The 23352-nt window shown below is 45.6% G+C and carries 25 protein-coding genes; 13 read left to right on the top strand and 12 right to left on the bottom strand.

Annotation, left to right across the window (positions count from 1 at the left end; all coding sequences use genetic code 11):
• Nucleotides 1-16: 16 nt before the first annotated feature.
• Nucleotides 17-943, top strand: coding sequence for a pentapeptide repeat-containing protein (locus J7529_RS00815; protein WP_318727418.1), 927 nt, complete (start codon nt 17-19; stop codon nt 941-943).
• Between the two features lie 19 nt (nt 944-962).
• Here J7529_RS00815 and J7529_RS00810 read toward each other — a convergent pair whose 3' ends face one another.
• The 7 genes from J7529_RS00810 to J7529_RS00780 all read right to left on the bottom strand — a co-directional run bounded on the left by J7529_RS00810 (nt 963) and on the right by J7529_RS00780 (nt 5975).
• On the bottom strand, nt 963-1448 hold the full coding sequence (locus J7529_RS00810; protein ID WP_318727417.1) for a thioredoxin domain-containing protein: 486 nt from the start codon (nt 1446-1448) through the stop codon (nt 963-965).
• A complete protein-coding gene (locus tag J7529_RS00805) occupies nt 1448-2050 on the bottom strand; it encodes a hypothetical protein (RefSeq protein WP_318727416.1) in 603 nt (200 codons plus the stop codon). The genes J7529_RS00810 and J7529_RS00805 overlap by 1 nt, the downstream gene beginning before the upstream one ends.
• A gap of 82 nt (nt 2051-2132) precedes the next feature.
• Complete coding sequence (locus tag J7529_RS00800; protein ID WP_318727415.1) at nt 2133-2789, bottom strand: DUF3365 domain-containing protein; 657 nt, start codon at nt 2787-2789, stop codon at nt 2133-2135.
• A gap of 30 nt (nt 2790-2819) precedes the next feature.
• A complete protein-coding gene (locus J7529_RS00795; protein WP_318727414.1) occupies nt 2820-3614 on the bottom strand; it encodes a cytochrome c3 family protein in 795 nt (264 codons plus the stop codon).
• On the bottom strand, nt 3611-4258 hold the full coding sequence (locus J7529_RS00790) for a cytochrome c3 family protein (protein ID WP_318727413.1): 648 nt from the start codon (nt 4256-4258) through the stop codon (nt 3611-3613). The genes J7529_RS00795 and J7529_RS00790 overlap by 4 nt, the downstream gene beginning before the upstream one ends.
• Nucleotides 4259-4261: 3 nt before the next feature.
• Nucleotides 4262-4693, bottom strand: coding sequence for a globin family protein (locus tag J7529_RS00785; protein ID WP_318727412.1), 432 nt, complete (start codon nt 4691-4693; stop codon nt 4262-4264).
• Between the two features lie 487 nt (nt 4694-5180).
• Nucleotides 5181-5975, bottom strand: a complete 795-nt coding sequence (locus J7529_RS00780) for an MlaE family lipid ABC transporter permease subunit (RefSeq protein WP_271939585.1) — start codon at nt 5973-5975, stop codon at nt 5181-5183.
• A gap of 169 nt (nt 5976-6144) precedes the next feature.
• Here J7529_RS00780 and J7529_RS00775 point away from each other — a divergent pair, with 169 nt between their 5' ends.
• The gene (locus tag J7529_RS00775) at nt 6145-6435 is read left to right on the top strand and encodes a DUF5132 domain-containing protein (protein WP_278003058.1); all 291 of its coding nucleotides are present in this window, start codon (nt 6145-6147) and stop codon (nt 6433-6435) included.
• Nucleotides 6436-6565: 130 nt separating this feature from the next.
• On the opposite strand, the gene J7529_RS00770 is transcribed toward J7529_RS00775, so the two are convergent.
• The 3 genes from J7529_RS00770 to J7529_RS00760 form a co-directional block, all read right to left on the bottom strand.
• The gene (locus J7529_RS00770) at nt 6566-6808 is read right to left on the bottom strand and encodes a hypothetical protein (RefSeq protein ID WP_318727411.1); all 243 of its coding nucleotides are present in this window, start codon (nt 6806-6808) and stop codon (nt 6566-6568) included.
• Nucleotides 6809-6965: 157 nt separating this feature from the next.
• Nucleotides 6966-9095, bottom strand: coding sequence for a heavy metal translocating P-type ATPase (locus J7529_RS00765; RefSeq protein WP_318727410.1), 2130 nt, complete (start codon nt 9093-9095; stop codon nt 6966-6968).
• A gap of 64 nt (nt 9096-9159) precedes the next feature.
• On the bottom strand, nt 9160-9771 hold the full coding sequence (locus J7529_RS00760) for an HMA2 domain-containing protein (RefSeq protein WP_318727409.1): 612 nt from the start codon (nt 9769-9771) through the stop codon (nt 9160-9162).
• 315 nt (nt 9772-10086) lie between these two features.
• On the opposite strand from J7529_RS00760, the gene J7529_RS00755 reads away from it, so the two are divergent.
• The 7 genes from J7529_RS00755 (at nt 10087) to sodC (ending at nt 16965) form a co-directional block, all read left to right on the top strand.
• Nucleotides 10087-10701 carry a FeoA family protein gene (locus J7529_RS00755; protein ID WP_271939578.1) on the top strand — a complete coding sequence of 205 codons (615 nt, stop codon included), beginning with the start codon at nt 10087-10089 and terminating at the stop codon, nt 10699-10701.
• A 118-nt stretch (nt 10702-10819) separates the two neighbouring features.
• Complete coding sequence (feoB, locus tag J7529_RS00750; RefSeq protein ID WP_318727408.1) at nt 10820-13156, top strand: Fe(2+) transporter permease subunit FeoB; 2337 nt, start codon at nt 10820-10822, stop codon at nt 13154-13156.
• A gap of 180 nt (nt 13157-13336) precedes the next feature.
• Nucleotides 13337-13561: a FeoC-like transcriptional regulator gene (locus J7529_RS00745; protein WP_318727407.1), complete on the top strand. Its 225-nt coding sequence runs from the start codon at nt 13337-13339 to the stop codon at nt 13559-13561.
• A 71-nt stretch (nt 13562-13632) separates the two neighbouring features.
• Nucleotides 13633-14364, top strand: a complete 732-nt coding sequence (locus J7529_RS00740) for an HAD hydrolase-like protein (protein WP_318727406.1) — start codon at nt 13633-13635, stop codon at nt 14362-14364.
• 16 nt (nt 14365-14380) lie between these two features.
• Nucleotides 14381-15043 carry an ureidoglycolate lyase gene (locus J7529_RS00735; RefSeq protein WP_318727405.1) on the top strand — a complete coding sequence of 221 codons (663 nt, stop codon included), beginning with the start codon at nt 14381-14383 and terminating at the stop codon, nt 15041-15043.
• 11 nt (nt 15044-15054) lie between these two features.
• Nucleotides 15055-16200 (top strand): TIGR03364 family FAD-dependent oxidoreductase, encoded by a 1146-nt coding sequence (locus J7529_RS00730; protein ID WP_318727404.1) that lies wholly within the window; start codon nt 15055-15057, stop codon nt 16198-16200.
• Nucleotides 16201-16458: 258 nt separating this feature from the next.
• Nucleotides 16459-16965, top strand: a complete 507-nt coding sequence (gene sodC / locus J7529_RS00725; protein ID WP_278003061.1) for a superoxide dismutase [Cu-Zn] SodC — start codon at nt 16459-16461, stop codon at nt 16963-16965.
• Between the two features lie 71 nt (nt 16966-17036).
• Here the strand turns inward: sodC and J7529_RS00720 are convergent, their stop codons facing one another.
• Nucleotides 17037-17585, bottom strand: coding sequence for an AraC family transcriptional regulator (locus J7529_RS00720; RefSeq protein ID WP_318727403.1), 549 nt, complete (start codon nt 17583-17585; stop codon nt 17037-17039).
• Nucleotides 17586-17729: 144 nt separating this feature from the next.
• Between J7529_RS00720 and J7529_RS00715 the strand changes: the two genes are divergently transcribed.
• Nucleotides 17730-18461, top strand: coding sequence for an SDR family oxidoreductase (locus tag J7529_RS00715; protein WP_318727402.1), 732 nt, complete (start codon nt 17730-17732; stop codon nt 18459-18461).
• A gap of 621 nt (nt 18462-19082) precedes the next feature.
• Here J7529_RS00715 and J7529_RS00710 read toward each other — a convergent pair.
• Nucleotides 19083-19472 (bottom strand): HD domain-containing protein, encoded by a 390-nt coding sequence (locus tag J7529_RS00710; RefSeq protein ID WP_318727401.1) that lies wholly within the window; start codon nt 19470-19472, stop codon nt 19083-19085.
• Between the two features lie 94 nt (nt 19473-19566).
• Between J7529_RS00710 and J7529_RS00705 the strand changes: the two genes are divergently transcribed.
• The 3 genes from J7529_RS00705 (at nt 19567) to J7529_RS00695 (ending at nt 23187) form a co-directional block, all read left to right on the top strand.
• Complete coding sequence (locus J7529_RS00705; RefSeq protein ID WP_318727400.1) at nt 19567-20025, top strand: NUDIX domain-containing protein; 459 nt, start codon at nt 19567-19569, stop codon at nt 20023-20025.
• A gap of 157 nt (nt 20026-20182) precedes the next feature.
• Nucleotides 20183-21010 carry an alkaline phosphatase family protein gene (locus J7529_RS00700; RefSeq protein ID WP_413038787.1) on the top strand — a complete coding sequence of 276 codons (828 nt, stop codon included), beginning with the start codon at nt 20183-20185 and terminating at the stop codon, nt 21008-21010.
• A gap of 35 nt (nt 21011-21045) precedes the next feature.
• Complete coding sequence (locus J7529_RS00695; RefSeq protein WP_318727398.1) at nt 21046-23187, top strand: ABC transporter substrate-binding protein; 2142 nt, start codon at nt 21046-21048, stop codon at nt 23185-23187.
• Nucleotides 23188-23352 lie beyond the last annotated feature (165 nt).

Genomic DNA, 23352 nt, shown 5'->3' with positions numbered 1-23352 from the left:
CTATTACCTTAATTTTATGAGTTTATTCACAGCCGAAGAAGTTATCAACCAACTCCAGGACGGAGAATCTTTTGTTAGGGCTGAATTAAGCCGGATTAATCTCGAGGGTTGTATCCTTGATGATGGTGATTTTAGTCAAGCCTATCTACGGGGGGCAAATTTATCTAGAGCCTTTTGTCAAGGGACAAACTTTTCTGAAGCCAACTTGATGTTAGCCAATTTGACCGAAACTAATTTAGTGTATGCTAAATTATTCCGTGCTGAACTCAATGGAGCTTGTTTAAACAGTGCCAATTGCCGATCTATTGATGCTCGTTATACGAAACTTTATGGTGCAACGTTAGATCACTTGAATGGTGTTGATGCTGATTTTTATAAGTCAGATCTGAGAAAAATTAAAGCTCAGAAAGCTAATTTAAATTCTGCCAATTTAACCCAAGTTAATCTGACTTCTTCTCAGTTGACACAGTGTAATCTTACTGAATCAGTTTTGCGCTCGGCTATTTTAGAAAATGCAGATTTAAGTGACAGTTTCTTGATAGATGCTAATTTAGAAAAAGCCAATTTACATCGATCCATTTTTCTAAGGAGCAAGGTACATAATTCTAGTCTTGTATCTACAAATTTGTGTGAAGTTGATTTTCGATCTCTTGAGATGAAAGATACAGAGATCTTAGGGGCTAAATGTATCAATGCATCCTTTACCAATAGTGTTTTAGAACACTGTTCATTCTTGTCTACCGATCTAGAATCCGCTTTATTCGATGAAGTCAAGTTGGTTGAAACCAGTTTCCAGGATGCCAATTTAGAACGGACGATTTGGAAAGATGTTCAATTCATTAACTGCGAATTCATGGGAGCAACATTTACGGATGCCCAAGGATTGACTGACGATCAAAAAGATTGGTTAAGACACACAGGAGCCTTAAATGTTCCCCATTAATCCCATGGATTAGTCAAGTTTATCTCAGCTCCTGATTGGGTGATGTATCATCAAAATTTAGTAATGAACGAACTTGTTCAACCAGTAGAGATGAAGGAATTTTTCCAATTAGAATTTCCTGAACAACTTGTTGAGTATTGAAGAAAATAAACTGAGGGACACCTTGCACGTTATATTCTTCAATAAGATGGGTATATTCTGGGCGATCGATATTAATCATCACCCAGTTTATTTTATGTTCATACTCTTTTTCAATTTGCCAAACTGTAGGAGCCATAGCTTGACAGGTAGTACACCAATCGGCATAAAATTCAATCACTGTAGGTAAAGAATTATTGAGCGCAATACGATAGGGAACAGCAATTTGGACACTGGCTTTAAGTTGCTGCAAACCGGTTAAACTAGAGGGCAGTAACGCAGGAGATTTGGGTAGCAGAAAGAAGTAAGCAAATACGGCCATCAATACTAATCCCAAAATAACTTGTTTGATCGTCTCAATCGGCATTATTGATAATAGTAGGCAATGATGATATGAAAGACTAGCATAACTAAAAACATGCTGACTAAAATGATATGACTAGTTAGCCAAATTCCTCGTAAATTGCGAATTAAAACTCCTTTAGAAATGCCGGTATTGCCAGGAGTAGGAGATAAACTAAATCGGAAATAACGCTGGGAAGATTCTATAATTCCAGTTTCAGCAACCACCCCGACTAAAGCGGATAAGGTGACCAAGAAAAAGACCCATAGGAAAATGGCATTAAAATTCAAACCTCGTACCCCGATAGTATGGATAAATGTACTGCCCACTAAGGCAATGCCTAGAAAAATATGTAGGCTTCTCCAGAGCTGAATACTGCCCGGAACCTTGATTTTTACTTTCCAGCTTCTTCCTCGTTTACGGAGGGTTAGCGCCATTTCTAGTAGCACAAAAGATAGGGATAAATATCCCGTAATTTGCTTATAGAGTTCGCTCTGAAAGGCTAAATAGAGATCAAAGTCATTTAAGCGGAGGACGGGGATATAGTTAGGACTGAAAACAAAAGGGGTGAGCAGAATAGCACAAATTACGGTTAAGAGGATGAGGGTGGAAAACTTGGGTTTCATTGTGGATAAGCTACATTGAAATTAAGGGAGAGAATACAAACGTTGCATTCCTCCCTAAATCAAACCTAAAAAAAGAAATGGATTAAGTTCCTTCAAGGGGTAAGTTAATTACGACACCGCCCATGACATCTCCCAGTTCAAAGATTTTATCGGGATAACGTTCTTTATGGATGGGATGATCGTTGTGACAGGTGACGCAGGCTTCGGCGATCGCCACATCAGGATAAATGGCAGAGTAATATTGTTGACCGGCAATTTCCCGATAATCTTTATAGGGTTCACCGCTGTCAATAACGCTTTGCATCCCCACCTCTTCAAACTCCCCTCTGGGGGCTTGCGCGTCATTAATAAACCAAGGCGAAATTAAACCATACGTGAATGCACCTTGTTCAGAAGCCAGTTCTGCACCTAAACGGAACATTTGTGCGGGTAAAGGAATACCATCGGCTTCTTGCCAAGCTTCCGTTGCTTCTGCGGGAACGACTCCATTGGATTTCTCTTGTCCCTCTAATGTTTTCAGCCGGTTAACCACATGCCTGGTGTAGGCAGTACGATCGGATTCGGCTACTGTATGGATATAATCAACCACAAGAGCAGGATCAATACCACTGGTTTGAGTCGAACTATTGCTGTTTCCTCCAGCACAAGAAACAGCAGTCAGACAAATAGCTGTCGCTAAAACGAATAAGCTGATGGTTTTCAATCTAAGTGAACGTATCCAAGTTGTGAGGATAGGCATAGTCAGTTTTCGATTAGGTGAACAAATTTTTTATTCAGAGTTTGAAGCAGTTCGCTTTTTTTCAAATGCTCTAACTAACTTCAGAGTGTCTAAATCCTGTTGAGGGCGATGGTGAAAATTCCCCTCAATTAACTCATCATCAAAGATGCTGTTGTAGGAATATTCCAAGCCGTGACAATTCATACAAACATCCTTCACCATGCGATCGCGCGGAAGCAGAGTGTAAGTGTTATTGTGATTCACAAACACCGAATTGGTATTTTCATTGACTGTGCGGGGTAAATGACAGGTTGCACAGGTCACCAGATCCGGACTCGGGCGAGGCAGTCTAACCGATGCGGCAAACAGAGAACCATGTTTCGAGTCCCCATAATTGAGAGAATGAGTATCATCATGGCATTGCAAACAGGAGTCTACAGAAGCCTTAAACGTGTCAGGTTGATGGACATCATGGCAGGTATTGCACCCCATGAACTGTTCCTGAGCAGAGGCTTTCATCGGTAAGTGCGCCATCTTTGGCGTTAAAGGAGACAGTCCTTCAGCCGTGCGAATACCATGTTTACCGAGCAGAAATGTATCCACCTGTTGCTGATGGCAACTTTGGCAACTTTCTTGGTTAGGACGCACCACCAAGGTTTTCGTTTGGCTCTCTTGATGACAAGTGGAACAGTTGACATCCGCCAGAGCATGAACACTGTTTTCCCATTGCTGAGTAATTTCTGTTACTCGCTCGGCGGAGATTGGGGAGGCGATCGCCCCATTACAACCCCACAATATCACCACAGACCATAGCCATACCATCAGATAAATGCTGTTTCTTCTCATCCTCTCCCCTCCAGAAACTCCTCACCCAAATCAGGTTTAGGGGGTTTACTTTCGGTCAGAGTGACTTCTAAATTCGGTATTTCTGGCTTCGGTAATAGGATGGGTTGATTCAAGTTTTCCCGCAAAAACCCCGTGGAAATCGAGCGATGATCGTGAAAATTATGACATCCTGCTGTCCAACAGCCATCTGGTTCAAACCCTTTATGGCTGGGAATATCTCCAGTAATGACTCCTTCATGACAAGCCATGCATAAATCTGGTTTCAGGTGAACCCCGCGACCAAACATATGGACATGCTCCGCATGACAAGCAGTGCAAGTTAACACATCTAAATTACTGAGATATTCTGCCCAACGGGGATCGCGAAACTTTTTCGGGCCGTGAATATCACTGACTAACTCTGCTTCATGACAACGCATACAGGTTTCATTACTGACCGGTTTAAATCCTTCATGACAGGAACTACAAGAAGCCTCAATTAAGGTGTGCCCGTCTGATGTCACTCCCGGAAGAAAGATTTGACGTTGATCTAAGGCAAACGCAGCAATTCCCCAAATCAGTAACAAAACGACCACTGCAATAATAGCTGTCTTGACTTGAAGAATATTTTTCAGAAGAGGAAACCGCTGCAAATTGCTGGTCATGACTTAAGAAAGTTGGGTTTCCGCTTTATCGTAATCTGCACCGGAAAGCATCAGATCGGTAATCGCTTGATAGGCATCAATCCAAGCTTGTTTGACTTCAGGAGTCCAATCATCCCCTAAGTATTGTTCAAAAGTTTTCAAGAGTGCCCCACCAACTAGGGGATAATGGGCAGGAAGGGCTCCATATTTAACGTGGCGTGCCCCTAAGCCTTTAAGTGTATTACTTAACTCTTCTGGCTTTTTCAAATTTTCTACTGTAAAGACCAAAGATTGCAAAAGCATTTGCTTTTGTTTCTTCATATCCGTATGCTCAAACAACGGTTTAGCGTCCGGATTATCCGTAAACAAATGTGTATAGAAACTCTCGGCAAATTCATTCGCTTCTGGCTTCACTTTTTCAAAGCTCTCTTCCAGAAGTTCGACTTTTAGTGACATTTTTGGTGTTCTCCTTATGCAGTCTGGGTGATATAGCGCTTCGCGCTGGCAATAGGCAACAGGCAATAGCTGATGTTGCTTGGAGTCTAGGGCTTCAAGCTGTACTCCATAGAAGAGAGGATTGCTATAGCCAATTAAGAAATACTTAGGACTTATAGAAAACTGTCCCATTAGCTGATAACAATTGACTCTAAGTCAATTGCTTGTTCTCACTAACTTATTCCTTGCTATAGACAATTTCAATTCTTTTTTGTCCAAGATATAACTTGTATATATCCAGATTATCTAGGATATTCTGTAAGATAAACTACGGAAAAAAATACTTATTGAAATAAAAACATAGAGTATATGCAAAAAATGCATTTTTGATGATTTGTAAATAGCATCTCCCTAGAATTTGCCCCCTATCTTTTATCAAGTTCTCAAGATGGCTTAAAGCCAATCCGATAACATGATTTATGGACTAAATCGTTGCTCCAGAGAAGGGTTATACCCCTTGAATTGAGGATGTACCCATACCTTGGAACATAATCCAAGAGAGGACAAAATCAGTCATGAAGATCGACAGCAGAGAAATAACTACAGCGGTAGTCGTGGATTTACCCACACCTTTTGCACCTCCAGTGGTGGTGAGTCCCCAACTACAGCCAATGACAGAAATTAAGGCTCCAAAAATAAAGGCTTTAATCACAGAGCTAAAGACATCCCAGGGAGTCATGAAGCTTTGTACGGAGGAGAGGAAGACAGAGTAGGGGATGCGGTATTGAGCTTGGGCAATAAATAAACCGGAGGCAATCCCCATGACAAGGGACAGGAGGCTCAGAAGGGGAACCATTAAGCAACAGGCGATTAATCGGGGAATGACAAGGTAATCAATGGGATCGGTTTTGAGCATGTAGAGGGCATCGATTTGTTCGGTCACTTGCATGGTTCCAATTTCGGCAGCAAAGGCGGAACTGACGCGCCCAGCAACAACAACGGCAGTCAGGACAGGGGAGAGTTCTCTGGCTAGGGCGATCGCCAAAACGCCCCCAACCGCAGTAGTGGCTCCAAAGTTGATGAATTCACGGGCAACTTGAATGGTGAACACGAAGCCGACGCTAACCGCCGTCATCACAGAGATCGCCACTGATGCTGGCCCCACGTTAATCATCTGCTCCATCGTATTTCGGCGATGAATTTTTCCGGCTAGGATATGGGCGATCGCCTGTCCCCCCAACAGGATAGCCGTTAGGGGTCGATACAAAGGATTGCCACTGTGCAAGAGTTTAGGTTGACTCAAGGCTACTTCAAGGTTTGCACAACATCAATTACAGGATATCCCAGATCATCAGAAACGTTAAGTAACGTCTTACTCCTCTGATTGGTCTGGTTTTTCTTTCTCAATTAGAGTATAATAGATGAGAATGTGAGCTACATTTTATTTCAACTTAGCAACAGGATCTTCAATTATGGTAATGATGCATCAAGAAGGCATGGGACTAAGATCGCGAGTCGCCGAACTCACCCGTAACCCCAACACCAAGGCGATCGTCGTCGGAGTCGCTACCGTTGCCCTTGCACCTGTCATTTTGCCGTTGGTCAAACCGGTTTTGAAAACCACCATTAAAACGGGAGTTACTTGGTATGAAAAGACCAAATCTACCCTAGCGGAAACGGCCGAAAGCCTCGCGGATATTGCGGCTGAAGCCAAAGCGGAAGTTCATGCCCAGACTGAGAACAAATCCCTCCCGAATTCCTAACCTAACAGTTCAGTTACAGACCTCTTGGATCGTTTTGATGGTGCTGTAAACTCGGAGAAACTCACCAAAACAAGGGGCTAGGGGCCCCTTGTCTTTTAACTTGAGAGTTGTAGACAGTCACCGTTAACTGTCAAGCATCGACTCTATTTTTTTGTGCCTGAGCCACCCACTCAGATAAAGACATTTCTGTTTTTCCTGTTCTTCCCTCTTTATTCAACCGTTGATTCACCGGTTGAGGATCGGGTAACAGAGTAGGGGCTAAAACTAAAACGCCTAATCCAACCCAGAATAGGGGATGATTACCGTGTCCATCTTCGAGAATTTCCTTGAGATGAAAAGTCACGATGGACTTTTCCAGATGAATCAGAGACATAGGGGTTAGAAGACAATGTAGAAAGGTTGATTTCTGCCCATAGCCTAGCAGAATTTTTGCAACTAATGAGAACTATTGTTAACAATCTTAAAGTAGAGAGCGACAGCGACATGGAGATACAGCGATGGCGTATCCCCTATTCCCTATTCCCTATTCCCTAACTTTTAACTGTCATCTGATGCTCGACAAGGGGACGCAGACTATTGACTCCAGCAGCGATCGCCGATCCATTGTGAATAGCAGTTGCCAGCAAAGGATGCAGTCCCACACTCGACGCTAACCCCAACGCCGCTAAATTAGGTGCAACCACCAACGCAATATTTTGATCGATCAGATTGCGGGTTTGACGAGCAATAGAAATCGCCTCGAGTAAATCGAGTAAATTATTATTCATCAACACCACATCCGCCGTTTCCCGAGCAATCTCTGAACCCTGTTCAAAAGACACCGCCACATCCGCATAAGCGAGGGCAACCGAATCATTTAAACCATCTCCTACAAAGGCGACAGTTCGACCAGAACGGTGTAAATCACGCAAAATCCGAGCCTTATCATCGGGGAACGCTTCGGCATACACTTGGGAGGTCGGAATACGGAGTTCCTGAGCCACTTGAGCCGCTCGTTGGGGGCGATCGCCCGTTAACAAATGAACATCAATGCCATAACTCTTTTGTAGAGTTTGAATTAGGCGATCGCTCTCTGGACGCAAGGGATCGCGATAGTGGATAATACCTTGAAACTGCTGGTTACAAGCCACATAAATCTCAGAGGGGGCATCGGTCTCTACCTGTTCCCCATCTACACTTTCCCACTCAATCCCAGCCTGGTGTAAAAAGCGCTGACTGCCGACCAAAACCTCCTGACCTTCAATTTGAGCGCGAACCCCTAAACCCAGTTCGTAGAACCATTCTCCCCGTGAAGGAATCGTTACCCCCTTCTGATGGGCATAGTCAACAATGGCTTCAGCCACGGGATGATTCAGCCGTTGTTCAGCGGCAGCGGCTAGTTGCAGCACTCGCTCTTCAGACGATCCATTGAAAGGAGTAATTCCCGATACTGTGACAATCCCTTGGGTAAGAGTTCCCGTTTTATCAAACACTACCGTATCTACTTCCGCCAATTGTTCTAAAGTCCGACCGCTGCGAACCAAAATGCCATGGCGAGTGGTATGGTTCAAGGCTCCTAAAAAGGCAGTGGGAATCGAGACACGAATGCCGGTTACAAAGTCTAGAGTGAGGATAGCGGCTGCCCTAGAAGAATCGCCTGTGGTGAGCCAAACGAGAGCAGCGAGAAATAGAGAGGGTAAAATCAGGCGATCGGCGATTTTTTCGGCATAGTTAGCCATGCGAGTATCATGGACAGGAGCTTTTTGCAATAGGGCGAGACTCAAAGCAGCGCGGGTTTGGTTGCCTACGCGATCGGCACGCAGATACAGTTGACCCGATCGCAGCAATGTTGAAGCTAATACCGATTCTCCTTCCTGTCTCACGACCGGCATAGCTTCCCCAGTAAGCTGCTGTTGGTCGATCACTCCTTCCCCCCGCAATACCGTGCCATCGACAGGAATTTGCTCCCCAGGATAAACAATAACTGTCTGGCCAACTTCCACGCGATCGCTAGGAATTTGCTGTGGAGGTTGATCTTCTTCCCGTTTCACCCAAGCAAACCGCCCGATCGCCTCTTGTAAATCAGCCGTCCGCACTTCCGTTGCTCTCGCCGTTTGTTCGCGGATGATATCCCCCAATTCATGGAGCAAGATCACCATCATCGGAGTCACCTGTTTTCCTTGCCACGCATTTAAACTGAGAGCCAGAAAATCCAAACAATCAATATTTAAACGCTGTTCATTGACCATACTCTGCCATGCTCGTTTGGCGACTGGAAAAGCAATCAATAGAAAGGCGATCGTTGTAACTGGACGCAAGCCAACCCATCGAGGGAGAGTCCGACTCAGCAGAGCCAGAGAAGTCGCCACCAACGGAAGGCGTAAACTTGACCACCCTTCTGAACTGTCTTGACTCGGCAGAGCAGGATGTGTCTCTGGAGCAAGATTCTGGCTAATTTTTTCGATCCGATCCTCTATAGTTTGTCTGATCTGCCCTTCCTGCAAAACTTCAGGAGCATAACCAACCACTAGAGACGCTGATAACTGATTAATGCGAACATGCCTTACCCCCGGCCAAGTAGACAGGGTTGCTTGCAGTTGAGAAGCATAAGTAGAATTTTCTTTCAGTTCGGGAACTCGCAAGCGAATTCGCCCAGGAATTGAATGAACAGTCTTTAGCATGGAGTATGGGATGGGGGAATGGGGGAATGGGGGCATTTATTGCCTGTTGCCTGTTACCTATTGCCTATTGCCTATCGCCTTCAGATTCTGAATCTTGATCGCTTTGACCATCCAGGTTTGTAGAATTGGCTTGATCGAGAATATTGAGTAAATACATGCCTAATTCTAGTTCTGACATGCCCTCTCCATCGTATTGAATAATGAGGGAAGCGGCTGCTGGGTTAATCCGCACATGCTTGACTTTCGACTCGGCACTCAGAAGTTTTTCTAGGCGTTTGGCATAAAGCATGTCATTCATTAAACGAGGAATGCGTAAACGAATTCGCCCAGGGACAGAATGGACAATTTTATAATCTTCTTCCTCTTGATTCGATTGTTCTTCACTAGCAGATAAAGCTTGTTGACCGTTTTCTGAGCCAGGCTTGGCTTGTTTCTTGATTTGTTGGATGGCTTGACGGACTAGGGCGGCGATCGTCAGGTTTACCAATAAGGCTTGTGCCCCTCGCAACTGTAAGCGGCTAGTAACCAATAATCCAGTGACGACCGGTAAAATTGCAGCGATTTCACTGGTATTTTCTAGCCATTGTCCTAATTGAGAAGTAAACTCAGAAGGGGGTTGGGGATTCTGGGCTACTGTTGCAGGGGAGACTTCCGAAGGAGATGCAGCGTCGGTCATGATCTTTAACTATTTTTGAGTTTATTGTCGCGAGAATTTAAATGATCCATCTTTCATAATACTTCACAGTGAAGAAATAAATAGATCTCTAAATTAAAAATTAATATTTATCTGAATTTTGCGAAATATTACAGAAGTGAAGATTAAAAATAGATTAAGAACTTTTTTGAACTAAAGGTTAAATCTTTTTTAATCCTTCCGCTATTTATTAGGGATTAGAGTAGACTGTCGATGGCATTTAAATGAAAATTATTAGCAATTCCAATGAATCGCCCTCAAGTTGTTGGTTGGATGAAAAGACGTAGAGGAAAAAAAATGAACCATCACCCTTCAGGGTCAGGACAGCATGATGACGACAGCTCCTACGACTACATAGGAGACAGTTCGAGCCTAGATAGTCAAGAGGAAGCCGCATCAGAACGCCTAGACGTTAATGCCTTTTTGCTCAGTGAAGCACAACCTGGACAGCAGGTATGGGTTAAGGGGTTTCAAGGCAAAGGGGGTATCTCTCGCCTTTTAGCCATGGGAATTACCCCAGGATCTCAGTTGCAAATTCTCAGTCACCAAGGGAGTGGCTCGGTGGTAGTAGCGATCGCCGATAACCGCTTAGGCTTAGGTGCAGGTCTAGCCTCACGAGTCTTAGTCACAGACACAAATCTATCCTTACATCCACACTCAGATATGGAAAACTCAACCTCCACACTCCATTTAGGAGACCTAGCTGTAGGCACAAAAGGGCGCATTCTCGGCTATGAAAAGACCCATCGCGCCTACAAAAGCAAACTCCTCTCCATGGGCCTCACTCCAAGTACAGAATTTACGGTGATTCGCGTAGCACCCCTAGGCGATCCGGTTGAAATTCAAGTACGAGGCTTTCATTTAACTGTACGCAAACAAGAAGCCGAAGCTTTACAAGTAGAACGTTTATAGCGCTTTTTGCTTCGAGCTTCGCGCTGGTAATAGGTAATGGGTCATAGGTCATGGCAATAGATGCCCCCTATCCCCCTATCTCCCTCTCCCCCCATTCCCCCACATTAAAACCCTAGCCATGCTCAAACCCATTGTTGCCTTAATTGGTAATCCCAACTGCGGAAAAACCACCCTATTTAACGCCCTCACCGGAGCTAACCAACGGACAGGAAACTGGCCGGGGGTTACAGTCGATCGCAAAGAAGGGCAGTTTAAGATTAATCAATCGACCATTACCCTGGTAGACTTGCCAGGGGTCTATTCCCTGGATGCCGAAGAAAGTGCCACCGGAATGGATGAATTAGTGGCGCGAGATTATCTCCTTTCTGGAGAAGCACAATTGGTAATTAATATCATTGATGCCTCCAATCTAGAGCGTAATCTTTATCTGACGACTCAGTTGATGGAAATGCGCCTGCCGATGGTTGTCGCTCTGAATATGATCGATATTGCCCAGAAGCGGGGTATCGATATTAATGCAGAGCGTTTAGCCGATCGCTTAGGAGTTCCTGTTCTGCCCCTGATTGCCAGCGATCGCGAAGGAATTGGCTCTTTAGTCGATCTCGTCGGTCACATCCTAGAAAACTTAACCCATCCTGCCAGTTACGTTGCTTATCCAGCAGTCATCGAAGATGCCTTAGCTGAAATCGTCCCTTACCTAACTCAAAACACGACCAATCGGATCGTCGAACCTCGCTGGACGGCTCTAAACTTGCTGCAATACGATGAACGGGGAGTCGGTGAACTCGTTACTCCAGCGCTTACGGAAATGATCGCTAAACATCGGCGTAGCATTCATCAAGTCTTAGGAGAAGATCTCGATATCCTGATTGCCGATAGTCGCTACGGCTTTATTCAAACCGTGACCCAAGAAGCCAGTCAACGCACGGGAGAAGTGAGTCAGTCCATGAGCGATAAGCTCGATGCGATTGTCCTCAACCGTTGGCTGGGGATTCCCATTTTCTTAGGCATCATGTATCTGATGTTCCTATTTACGATCAATGTTGGCAGTGCCTTTATTGACTTTTTTGATATCGTTGCTGGGACAATTTTTGTAGACGGATTGGGCCAACTGCTCGAAAGCCTCCGCTTCCCCGGATGGGCGATCGCCCTGTTAGCTGACGGTGCGGGTGGTGGTGTGCAAACCGTCGCCACATTTATTCCCGTTATTGGCTTCATGTTCCTCTTCTTATCGATACTCGAAGATTCTGGCTACATGGCACGAGCCGCCTTTGTTATGGATCGGATGATGCGGTTTGTGGGCCTACCCGGAAAATCTTTTGTGCCCATGTTAGTCGGCTTTGGCTGCAATGTACCCGCAATTATGGCCGCCCGCACCTTAGAAAATTCCCGCGATCGCCTCATGACTATTCTCATGAATCCCTTCATGTCCTGTGGTGCAAGGCTTCCGGTTTACGCCCTCTTTGCGGCTGCCTTCTTTCCCCTGGGCGGTCAAAATATCGTCTTTGGCCTTTATCTTCTCGGTATTGCCTTTGCCATCTTCACCGGACTGGTGATGAAAAACACCATCCTCAAAGGCGAAATTTCTCCCTTTGTCATGGAGCTTCCTCCCTACCATATTCCTCGATTCAAAGGGGTCATGATTCGCACTTGGGATCGGCTACGGGCATTTCTCTTGAAAGCCGGAAAAGTCATTATTATCATGGTCACCATCCTCGGATTACTCAACTCCTTAGGAACGGATGGTTCATTTGGTAATCAAGATAGCGACCAATCCATCCTAAGCGCTGCCAGTCAATCTGTAACTCCCATTTTTGCTCCCATGGGCGTTACCCAGGAAAATTGGCCCGCTACTGTGGGAATCTTTACCGGTGTCTTTGCTAAAGAAGCCATGGTAGGCACACTCGATTCCATTTACGGACAATTAGCCATTACTGATAATCCCGAATTAGAAGAGGAAGAAGGAGGCTTTAGTTTCTGGGGCGGTATCCAAGAAGCCTTCGCCACCATTCCTGCTAACTTAGCTGACGTTCCCGGTACCTTACTCGACCCCCTAGGATTGAATATTGGCGATACCTCAGATGTAGAAATTGCCTCGGAAGAACAGGAAGTTGCTTTAGGGACATTTGGAGCCATGGTACGCCGGTTTGATGGCAAAGCTGGAGCCTTTGCTTACCTCTTATTTGTGTTGCTCTATTTCCCCTGTGTCGCTGCCACCGCAGCCGTTTACCGGGAAACCAACTGGCAATGGACAATTTTTGTTGCTTCATGGACAACAGGTTTAGCCTACATCGTCGCCACCAGTTTCTATCAAATCACTCAATTGAGTGTTCAACCCGCCTTCGCTAGTGTATGGCTTTTAAGTATGGTAGTGATTAGCGTTGGTGTCTTCTTCGGTCTCAAAATGTTGAATCCCCAGTTGAAAACCCACCGCCAGTCTGAAAGCCCCATTTAGTGCGGACAAGGGGATGGGGAGATACGGGGAGCGGGGCAGTAGAGATGCCCCATTCCCCGTTCTCTATTGCCAAAAGTATTAGATCTCTTGCATAAATGAATAGTAATACAGTCTTATGCCTGTTGCCTATTGCCTATTGCCTAACTTCTGCAAGAAATCTATTAATTATTAATTAAAGCCATGATTCTAGAACTACAAAACTACCTCGCCCAAAAACAGAAAGTCTCTCTAGCCGAACTCGAAACCCACTTTCGCAGCCATCCTGATGCTTTGCGGGCAATGCTCAATAAATTAGTCCATAAAGGCAGAGTGCGCCCGGTAAGCTTAGAAGGGCAAAAATGTGGCGGTTGTACCCATTGCGATACAACCGCCTTTGAAATTTACGAATGGGTAGGGAAGAACTAGGGAAGAGGGAATAGGGTACGTTTTAAGTTATCCTAATAGAGACAAACTGACTCATCGGAGGAGTCACTTGAATGTCTTCTACTTCTAATGTGGAACTGGTTATCTTTGACATGGCAGGCACAACGATCAAGGATAAGAATGAAGTGCAAAACTGTTTCTTTGTAGCTGCTGAACAAACGGGTTTACAGGCTTCCGGCGATCGCGTAAATGCCATGATGGGATGGTCAAAAAAGCTTGTATTTCAAACGTTGTGGCGAGAACAACTCGGTGAAGATCACCCAGATTATCAGCACAATGTTGAGGTTTCTTATCAACGGTTTAAGGAAACCTTAGAACATCATTATCAAACCCAACCGGTTGAACCGACAGAAGGATGCTTAGAACTGTTTGACTGGCTAAAGTTTGAGGAAATTAAGATTGGGTTAAATACAGGATTTTATCGCGAGGTAACGGATATTATCTTGCGTCGTTTGGGATGGGATAAAGGGTTAAATCAAGATTATGTTGGCTCAGAACACTCTTATATCCAAGTCTCGGTTACGCCCTCAGAGATTTATAATAACGAAGGTCGCCCAGCTCCCTATATGATTCAGAAAGCGATGTACAAACTTGGGGTCAAGAATCCCCAGGCTGTAATTGTAGTTGGGGATACTCCCTCGGATTTAGAAGCGGGATTGAATGCCCATTGTTTGATGGCTTTGGGGGTAACGAATGGAACTCATCGCCGAGAACAGTTAGCCCAATATCCTAATGATGGATTGTTGGATTCTCTGTGGGAGTTGAAAGAAAAAATCACAGTATAATCCCAAGAATTACGATATGCAAACTTTAGGCCATCCCATTAACTACCTGGCTCCTGATGTTCCCCCAGAACTCCCCTGGGTGGACGTTCCCTTGGTCAAAGCCACACCAGAATCTCTGGCTGGATATGGTCAATTGGTGGATGATTATGAGAGCTATTCTATTGAAATTGTGACCTGGCCCACCCAAGGATGGCGAAAACTCGATCCAGAAACCGGCAACCAAGGGGGAACTACCCAAGGGATCTTTGAATTTTGGTGGGAAGGAGAGATCCTTTATGGTCATAATCAAGCGGTTGGCGATCGCTATCTCTTCGGCTGGTCTACAAACCCAGGAAATGCCCAATCTCAAACCACACCAGAATCAGGACACTCTCAGGTCTTACTCTGGCACGCCAATTATCACCCCGATGGTGGACAACTGTTTTTTCCCTTAGAAAATACGCCCTTTGTCGTTCCCCTCGCTTTACCCGGAGACGATGTGAAACCGGAAGACTTTATCGCGTTCTATGTCGAAGGTCACCAGGGATTATATATTCATCCTAATGTGTGGCATGAGGCTGTATTTCCCCTGGCAGACCGGGCAAAATTCCACGATGAACAAGGTAAAGTTCATGGTCGTGTCAGTTGTAATTTAGCCCAAGAATTTGGTGTTTTCTTATCTGTTCCTCTGATTTATTAACGTAGTAACTCATGACTTCACAAAATCAGGCTGATGTATTAATTATTGGTGCAGGTATTGTTGGTTTAGCTCATGCTTTAGCCTGTGCCAAACGAGGACTCAAGGTTATTGTTTTTGAACGGAATCCCCAGGCAATTGGTGCCTCAATTCGCAATTTTGGCATGGTCTGGCCTGTGGGACAACCCTTAGGACAATTAGGCGATCGCGCCCTCAACTCTCGACAGATTTGGCTGGAACTGTCGGCTCAGGCTGGATTTCACGCAGAAGAAGCCGGATCGCTACATCTGGCCTATCGTGAAGATGAAATGGCGGTTTTAGAGGAATTTGTCAGCATTAGAGCCTCTACCCATTCTGTAGCTTTACTGACCCCTAATCAAGTCTTAGAGAAGAGTCCAGCCGTAGTTAAGGAAGGGTTATTAGGAGCGCTGTGGAGTTCCACAGAAGTGATTGTAGACCCCAGAGAAGCGATCGCCAAATTACCAAATTATCTCAGTAAAGCCTATGGGGTAACGTTCAAGTTTGGCACAGTCGTAACCTCGATCGCAGATCGGGTGGCAATTGCCGGGGGAGAGCAATGGCGAGGCGATCGCATTTTTGTCTGTTCCGGTGCAGACTTTGAAACCCTCTATCCCCAACACTACGCCAAGAGTGGCATCACCAAAGTTAAACTGCAAATGATGCGAACTGCTCCCCAACCCAACAACTGGCGACTCGGTGCAGCACTTTGCGGAGGATTAACCCTAACCCATTACAGTGCGTTTGCAGACTGTCCCTCCCTTCCTGCTCTCAAAGAACGCATTGCTAAAGAAACTCCCTATTTTCCAGAATGGGGAATTCACGTCATGATGTCGCAAAATGGATTAGGAGAATTAATTATTGGCGACACTCACGAATATGGTTGGTGTCCTCACCCCTTCGATCACGCCGATCTGAACAACTACATTCTCAACTACTTAAAAGGCTTTGTCCAACCCCCTTCCCTAGACATTGCCCAAACATGGCACGGTGTTTATGCCAAGTTACCCGGATCGACTGAATTGATTTTATATCCAGAACCGGGTGTGACCATTGTTAACGCCCTCAGTGGTGCGGGAATGACCCTATCGTTTGGTCTAGCAGAAGAGGCGATCTCGGAAATATATAGCACTTCGCGGTAGGCAATAGGCTTGCTTTGCAATAGGCAAAAGCGTGTATTGCTTAGGGTCTAAGGCTTCAAGCTGTACTTCATAGAAAAGAGAATCGCTATATGGCCTTATGGTTTTCGTTTTCTGGGATACACTTTGCATTAACCATTACTGGCACACTGTCTCGTGTGTCAATTAATATATTGTCCCCAGTCATACGTTATTTATTTTTTGACTTCCAAGATACCCATGAAAAAAAAATCAGTTTATATTGCTTCTCTGACAGCCCTAATGACAGCAACTGTTCTCGCACCAGCTTATGCTGACGGTCATGCCATTACCGTTGAAATGAATCTCACTGATGCCAATGGTATTGGCGCGGCTGTTGGTACGGTGCTTTTGGAAGATACGGAATATGGTTTGCTTCTTACCCCGAATCTGACCAATTTGACTCCAGGTTCCCATGGATTTCATATTCATACCAATCCAGACTGCGGCCCTGGAATGAAAGATGGCAAGACCGTACCTGGATTAGCTGCCGGCGGGCACTTCGACCCATTCAATACCGGAGTCCATAAAGGCCCCTATGCGGATGATGGTCACCTGGGAGATTTACCTCCGTTATTTGTGGCCAATAATGGTACAGCAACAACTCCTGTTTTAGCTCCCCGGTTAGAAGTCAGCTTCTTAAATGGTCGTTCTCTAATGGTGCATATGCACGGAGATAACTTTTCTGACGAGCCAGCTCCTCTCGGTGGCGGCGGTCCTCGCCTGGCTTGTGGTGTAATTTCTGAGTAGCCAGTAAAATCGAGACGCGATCAAATTTTGTATATGGGAACTTCTCATGAATAACATTGAGGGTAACTGTATCATAGTCGATCGCGCCACCTTACTAACTCCCTAACTAATGACAAACCGAGAATTTCACTATCCTGTTCTGAGCAGAGGGCTTGCATGAGCCGAGTTGTTGCCTTACGCATCTGGGAATCAAGGGCAACCGGCTCAACACCACATAATGGTGATGTCAGCTCAAAGCTATCGAGTGCATTATGTTTTGAGAGTTGCATCACCATCTTGTGAAGTTCGGCAAGATCGAGTTCAATAAAAAGGCCCAGTAACGGGTTGTCCAAGCTGGCATTTGTTTTGCACTCGAAGGTGAGTGGCACACTAAGGACAAGGTAATGGTCACTATCGTAGTGAAACACGCGATCGCCGAGGTATCCAACCTTATTACCCTGCTCAATAATCACTCGCCCAGCATTGTAGACGAGCGGCGAACACGCTATAGCTTTTGTTGCCCAGAAGAAACTGACACCTCTGATATGAGTCTCGATAAAGCCTTCCACTTTGGAAAACTGATAAACATCCATGATTTGTTGTAGATAAATAATTCGCTCCTCCTCAAATAGCCTTATCACTTGACTATAGCAATCGCTGTCAAGAATTGCGCTCAAACAATGGGCAGAAAGCAGAAATAGGCAATGTCTAAGCAGAAATAGGCCTTGAGCTTGCTAGTAGTTCAAAAGTACACTGCATTTACATGACACTAGAGAGGGGAAAATATGGAGACAAATCAGAAATCCTTAGTGGTTATTACCGGTGCAAGCTCCGGTATTGGTGAGGCTATTGCTCGACGTTTCGCCGAACTTGGTCACCCGCTGTTACTTCTCGCTCGCCGAATTGAAAAACTCGAAGCGCTTGGCCTACCCAACACAATGTGCCGCAAACTCGATGTCACCGATGCTGAAGCTTTCCATGTTGCCATTAAAGAGGCTGAAGCTGAATATGGCCCGGTAGATTGCTTAGTCAACAATGCTGGTGTGATGCTTCTAGGGCAGATTGATACACAAGACCCAGCGGAATGGCACAGAATGTTTGATGTGAACGTTCTCGGCTTGTTAAACGGAATGCAGGCGGTTCTTAGCTCGATGAAGGAGCGAAGCACTGGCACCATCATAAACATGAGTTCTATTGCAGGCAAAAAGTCCTTTCCCAACCATGCGGCTTATGTTGGAACCAAGTTTGCTGTCTCCGCAATTACCGAGAATGTTCGTGAAGAGGTTTCTAACAGCGATGTACGCGTGATGGCAATTCACCCTGGCGCAGTAGAAACCGAACTGCTGAGTCACACCACTTCGCAGGAAATCATTGATGGTTATGAGGAGTGGAAAAAGGCAATGGGCGGCGCATTGGTTGCCGACGACATTGCTCGCACAGCAGTGTTTATGTATTCCCAACCGCAGAATGTAAACATCCGTGATATCACGATCGCGGCTACCCGGCAACCGGCCTAAACCCAATTCATAAAGATCGAAAGTTTACTGGCAACGATTAAGCAGACTGTGGAACAAGGTGCAACCGTTCATCTGGGGGTGAACGCGGTAAAGCCCCTGGCGCGTGGCTGAAGCCAACCCTCCTTACTGGTGAACGAGAGTCCCTTTGGTTTGTCCTCGGCTATCATGAGTTGATTCAATTAACACTGAGACACTCTTAGAGTGTCTACAATGACGGTATATGTAGGGGCGAAAAAATTTTTGCCCCTACAAAAATGTCTCACTGTTATTTGAATTGACTATAACACCAGAAACTATTAAAAGTTCAGAAGAAGTGAGTTTATTTTCCTGCCCGCTCTGCTGGATATTACAGCAGTTTTCGCTCTTATGTGGTAGATTTCTATCCCCCCAACCCCCCTTTTCTAAGGAGGGCAGTAAAAGTCCCCCGAAGATCGGGGGATTTAGAGGGATTTTTCTTACTGTATCTCATTACATCGCAAACCGCTGTAAGTGCTATAAATACTTCCGAACAAAATAGTCAAGATCTGGAGTCGATAAACCCTCAACTTTGGCTTGTTCGTCCCAGCAACGAAGTTTAATACTATCGAGAGCATAAGGTTGTGCGACAAATGCTTGAGCGTCTTATGGAGAGAACACACCTCCTTGGATAATTAAGCTCTGTTGGGAAGCCGGGGAAAGTTGACTCAAATATTTGGGATCGACTGCACAAAGATAGCGTTTTGCTTCAACATGGAGACGGATGGGTTCTGTGATAGCGGGAGGAAAGAGCGATCGCAAAACCGGCAAAGCACAATATTCATGGCGATCGCCTTCGAGTGTACTCCGCTCCGGGTATAGATGACCGAGATCGTGAAATAAACAAGCGAGAATTATCTCTCTAGATTGACGCGCAGTTTCCGCTAAAGTAGCACATTGCAAAGCATGTTCGAGTTGGCTAACTACTTCCCCATCATACTGAGTATGACCTTGGGTAGATAAACAGTTTATGAGTGTTTTAAGTATAGGATTCATGGCGGAAATTAGAAATACACGATTGATAGAGCTGATCTTTAATTGACTCAATGATGATACCCTTGACATCAGAGGTGCATGAAAAGTTAATATCATGGAAAATCAGCAGATAGAAACCACTAAACCTCAAACTCGCTTACGAGTAGCGGTTGTCGCCTTATTTGTCATCGAAACCGAAGTGTTACTGATTCATCAGATGACGTTCCCAGAACCTGACTGTTGGGACTTACCAGGGGGAGGCATTGAACCCCACGAACCGATTCGGGAAGCTCTACGACGAGAAGTTAAAGAAGAGACAGGAATAGAGAACTTTGAAATCGATGATCTATTGACAATAGCCGAAAGTTTCTTTCCCGAAGGAGGTGATCGCGTCCTCCATACGATTAACATTATCTACCAATGCTCACTTCCGAGTAAACCCACTCATCTCCATAGCGATGAAGCCGAAATTGGCCCCAAAGGCATTCAATGGGTCGATATGGCTTCTGTGTCTCAAAAATCCTGCTCCACTCGCTGCTGGCAAGCGCTACAAGTTCTGGGCGCTGGTGAGTAGAGACAGGGAATAGGGAATAGGCGATCTCTCGATCCCCCATCTTCCCCATCCCTCAACCTGAACTCAAGTTAATTGATTCATAACCCATTACCTCCTAACCCATAACCTGGGCTTAGTCTTTCTCTGGTATGACTATCTAAGCATTCAGGATGGGTGAATTATGAGTAAACAGGTCATTGTAGTGCTATTAGATGGCTTGCGTTTTGATGTGGCTGTTTCCTCAATGGGTTACTTGGGCCATTTAGTGGAAACCCTCCAAGCCAGTCTGTATCAAGTCCGAGCTGAACTGCCGAGTTTATCCCGGCCCCTCTATGAAGTGCTATTGACCGGTACACCGGTTTCCGTCAATGGTATTGGAGCCAATGATGTGGTGCGTCTGTCCCATCAGCAAAGTGTGTTTCATTTGGCAACGGAAGCTGGCTTAACTACCGCAGCAGCCGCCTATTCGTGGTTTAGCGAACTCTACAATCATGCTCCGTTTGTTCCCCAGCGCGATCGCGACCAGCATAATACCCATAACCCCATCCAACATGGGCGCTTTTATTGGGAAGACTCTTACCCTGACTCCCATCTGTTTGCTGATGCCGAAATGCTCAGGCAAGCTTATAATCCTGACTTTTTCCTTGTCCATTCTATGGGAATTGACCATGCGGGACATGGCTATGGCTCGGATAGTAAAGAGTATCGCGGTTATGCCTTGCTAGCCGATAGTCTACTGTCCCACTATATTCCCCTTTGGCGGGAAGCCGGTTATACCCTTCTCATTACTGCCGATCATGGTATGAATCCTGACGGTCACCATGGAGGAACTCTACCGGATGTGCGGGAGGTTCCCCTATTTACGATCGGGACTGACTCGAAGGGGGAGGCAACTGAGCCGATATCCCAATTGGCGATCGCCCCTTTAATCTGCACTCTATTGGACATCTCGCCCGCACCAGCGATGCTCAAATCTGCACAAGCGTTATCCCTCACCGCTTCTTAAACCCATTTGATTATTCCTACTTTCAGGAGAACCTCATGCATTATCGATTCAATCCACCCTTGAGTTCTAGAGTCACAAAAGTTACTCATTCTGCTTTAGTATTGGCGATCGCCGGACTTGCTGCCTGTGCTTCTAACGTGGAAACCACAACGACTGCTGGGACTACCGCCACCAGAGCTGAAGGCAGTTGTCCTGCCATTACCCTCGCTGATACCCAAGGCATTGGTGAAGGAAAATATCCCCAGCAATACGACTTACAGAACTATGAAGCCGAAACGGGGTGTGAGATGGCTTTCGTCGCTAACCCAGAAATTGAGGATCTCAATGGGGAAATTCAAGGCAACGCTGACCTCCCCTCCATAGATGAAAGAATCCCGAACGAGCCATTAGTTGTCGTTCCCTATGAAGAAATTGGTCAATATGGGGGCATCCTAGCTGGACTCTCCAAAGCCACAGAATCTGGAACTTCAGACCTGCTCTCTACTCGCCATGTGAACCTCTTCCGCTATTCCGACGACCTAAAAACCTTAGTTCCCAATATCGCTCGCGACTTTGAATGGAACGATGATTACACCGTTCTCACGGTTTATCTACGAGAAGGACACAAGTGGTCAGATGGCGAACCCTTCACGGCTGAAGATATTGTCTTTTGGTATAACAACGTCCTAGCGAATAAAACCCTATACTCGAATGGTATCCCCGATCGCTTCCTCGTCAACGGCCAACCCATGGCAGTAGAAGCGGTTAATCCCACCACAGTAACCTTTACCCTCTCCCAAGCCAAACCCGGTTTAACCTCCTTATTTGCCACCGACTACGCTCAACCGTTTCTACCCAAACATTTCTTAGGCAAATACCACCCCGATATTGACTCCAATGCTGAAAAGAACGCCAAAGATGATGGCTTTGAAAGCTGGGATGAAGCGTTTAACTTCTACTATGGCAGCAGTGACTGGAAAGATGTCCCCTCTCCTTTGCTCAAAGATACAGCTAAAGCCAATAGCTTAGAGCGAGCAGTAATGCCGACTTTAGAATCCCATATTGTCATTGCCGATACCGCAGAAGGTCGGCGTTTGGTGGCGAATCCCTATTTCCATCAAGTTGATACCACAGGACAACAACTCCCCTATATCAGCAGGATTGATGAGGTGTATGTGCCAGAGAAGGAAGTCCAGAACTTAAAACTCTCCAATGGGGAAGTGGTGTATAAATCTCAAGCTGTATTTGCTGAAGATTTGCCCGTATTGCAACAAAATGAAAGTAAAGGGAATTATAGTGTCAATCCCGTTCCCACTGTAGGGGAATCTATGGTGGTCTACTCCTTTAATGTCAACCACAAGGATGAAGGCTTGCGAGAGATTTTTGACGATCTTCGCTTCCGTCAAGCTGTCAGTCATGCCATGAATCGTGAGGAGATGAACGAGTTGGTGTATTTTGGGTTAGCTACTCCCGCCCAATATACAGGCATTGACCCGAATACGGTAGATTTTATCACGGAGGAGCAAAAGACCTATTTAATTGAGTATGACCCAGATAAAGCCAATGAATTGCTTGATGAGATAGGGTTAGTGGATGCCAATGGGGATGGAAAACGCGATCGCCCTAACGGTCAGCCCTTAGTGATTAATTTACAATTTTCTACCCAAGGTGGTGCAGTCAAACTGCATGAACTGTTTGCCCAATATCTTGATGATGTGGGCATTAATATGCAGCTCAAGGAAGTCACCTCCGATGAATATCGCGCCAGTCAAGCGTCAAACGATTTGGATGTCATGACCTGGACCAAAGCCTATACCTCAGCATTTGTAGCGGGTTCGCGGGAACCCTTCTTCCCTCCCTTTGGTGACTATTTTAGCCTCACCAACGGTCATCTCTGGGCTAAATATATTGAAACCGATGGCGCTGAAGGCTTGGAACCTCCCGAATGGGTGACCGAGTTGGATCAAGCTTCCACGGAGTATCAGAAGTATACGTTGGGGACACCGGAATCCAATCAACTGGGTAAGCAAATCGTCGATTTACTGCAATCGGATTTACTCTTTATCGGCACGGTAGGGAATCCTGCCGAACCTGTTTACCATCGCAATGATTTAGGTAATTTCCAGGAATTTACTGCCAAATCCTATGACTATTACTGGGCTTATCCCTATCGTCCCAGTCAATGGTTCTTGAAGTAGAGCGCTACGCGCTGGTAATGGATAAACGCTAGAAAGTGGTTTTCTGACAGAAACTCGCTTTGTGACATACTCCCGATGCTCTACCTGAAAGGTACAGCGCGGGCTTCTCCATCTAGTCTTGAAAACTAGACTTCGCGTTTTTCACTAAATTCCACCCGTTCTCTA

This window comes from Roseofilum sp. Guam (genome assembly GCF_017746735.1).
GTDB classification, from domain to species: Bacteria; Cyanobacteriota; Cyanobacteriia; order Cyanobacteriales; family Desertifilaceae; genus Roseofilum; species Roseofilum reptotaenium.
This window is presented reverse-complemented; position numbering and strand designations above follow the sequence as displayed.